2 protein-coding genes are annotated in these 1,795 nt (G+C 39.6%); one reads left to right on the plus strand and one right to left on the minus strand.

Features of this window, described 5'->3' with window-relative positions; all coding sequences use genetic code 11:
* The first annotated feature begins 441 nt into the window (after positions 1 to 441).
* Complete coding sequence (locus AB5359_RS10195) at positions 442 to 894, plus strand: hypothetical protein (RefSeq protein WP_003712340.1); 453 nt, start codon at positions 442 to 444, stop codon at positions 892 to 894.
* Between the two features lie 286 nt (positions 895 to 1,180).
* Here the strand turns inward: AB5359_RS10195 and AB5359_RS10200 are convergent, their stop codons facing one another.
* A complete protein-coding gene (locus tag AB5359_RS10200; RefSeq protein ID WP_056984887.1) occupies positions 1,181 to 1,765 on the minus strand; it encodes a recombinase family protein in 585 nt (194 codons plus the stop codon).
* Positions 1,766 to 1,795 lie beyond the last annotated feature (30 nt).

Genomic DNA, 1,795 nt, shown 5'->3' on the forward strand with positions numbered 1-1,795 from the left:
GGAATACAAGCAGTTCGTCGATACCTTCCGGCTTTCCGAAGATACGCAAGAATGAAAGGAGGGCTTCCATGATTTTCGCCACTGGCTCTACCTACTCCCAGGGGACGCCCGCCCCGGATTGGATGGCTTCCGTCATGGGGGTCGTGATCGGTCGGGAGATCAATTAATTTAAAGTATGTTGTTACTAGGGGTTGCCAAAAATCTGTGGTTGGGTTGAATCCGTCATAATCAATGATAATTTTGGTGAATTCAATTACATCTGTCAGGTTATGTTTCATTAAATCAAAATCACTTGTCCTATCCATATCGCCAGGGTTTACAGTTATATTGTGTACTACGGTTATAGTATGATCAAGTTTACTACTGGCGATATGACTAGTCTTGGTATTATAAGGTTAGTTATGTTCAGTAATGATTACCAAAAGAAGGAGATGATTTCTTATGATTGAGAAAGAAAAAGTTTTAAGCGATGCACCAAAGGCTCTAAATTCTGATAACAATCCTTGGGAAGTTGCTGTTGAAGGAGATTCGATTATTGGCACATGGAAATGGATGGATGCCCGGTTTTTCACTGAGGGTGGAATCTCCGATGAGGACAAAGAGTTTACTTTTACAGTTACTTTGAAAGATAACGGGAAATGGAAGGAAGTTGATAGCACTTCTAGTAAGACATCAAGTATTAGGATGCATAACGGTAAACTATCTTTCAGTAAAGACATCTCCTTTTCTAAGGGAAAGACTTATCAGAAAAGTATTTCTTTTGGCATTGGACAGGACAAGAAGAGCGGTAAAGTTGGAATTGTTGAATCTAAGTTAGATACTTCAATCATTAAAAAGTCGATTCGAGATTATTTGAAACAATGTGGCTGGAAGAAAGCTGGACTATTTGGATAGGAAATTATATGGTTCACGTGATGTAATACTGTTAGCAACAGGACTAAAGTTACTATTGCATAATATCAAAAGGCCCGTTACCTCGTGGGGAAGGTAGCGGGCTTTTTGAGAACAGGCAAAAGAAAAGCCATGCTAATCAATAAGAAAAGCATGACACTAAGACTTTTACTAACTGAACATCAGCATGAATGGAAGGAGACCAATAAGAATCTTCATATGTCATATTATAGACCATTAATTTTGCTGCTCATAAAAAACGGTTTTTAATTTACCTGACATATAAGTCTCATCTTTTTATATTAAACTTTTTGCGATATCTGATAAAGGTCGTCCGCTTAATCCCGGTATTTCGAGCCACATCAATGTCACTCATGCCCGCCTGATAAAGCTTAAAAGCATGTTGCAAGCGGGGATCGTCTTGGGTGTATTGGGGTTTGCGCCCATGATATTTACCCTGCTGCTTAGCTAAGGCAATCCCTTGTTGCTGACGTTCGATGATCCGCTTACGTTCACTTTCGGCCTGATACTTATAGAGTTCAATAATCAAGTTGGTCATCAGTTGACGCAAGTTAGGATCCGCGATCCCTGTCATGGACGGTAAATTTAACACATCTAAGGTGGCGCCTTTATTTTGAATGGTGTTCATAATCTTAGTTAAATCCTGGTTGTTTCTGCCTAAGCGATCTAATTCAGTGACCAGGACAATATCACCCTCACGAATATAGGCCAGCATTTTTTGCAGTTCTGGCCGATTAGTGTTAGCCCCACTTAATTTATCCGTAAATAATTTATCAACGTCTTTTAAAGCCGCTAACTGTCGATCTAAATGTTGCTCCTTGGAACTCACACGCGCATAACCGATTTTAGCCATTTTCAATTCTCCTTTTGGACAGTTCTAATG

Source organism: Lactobacillus sp. RTP31084st1_F9_RTP31084_210423 (assembly GCF_040919545.1).
GTDB classification, from domain to species: domain Bacteria; phylum Bacillota; class Bacilli; order Lactobacillales; family Lactobacillaceae; genus Lactobacillus; species Lactobacillus paragasseri.

Excerpts from the sequence above, each read along its gene's own strand:
- AB5359_RS10195 (WP_003712340.1), top strand. The coding sequence starts at position 442 with ATGATTGAGAAAGAAAAAGTTTTAAGCGATGCACCAAAGGCTCTAAAT.
- AB5359_RS10200 (WP_056984887.1), bottom strand. The coding sequence starts at position 1,765 with ATGGCTAAAATCGGTTATGCGCGTGTGAGTTCCAAGGAGCAACATTTA.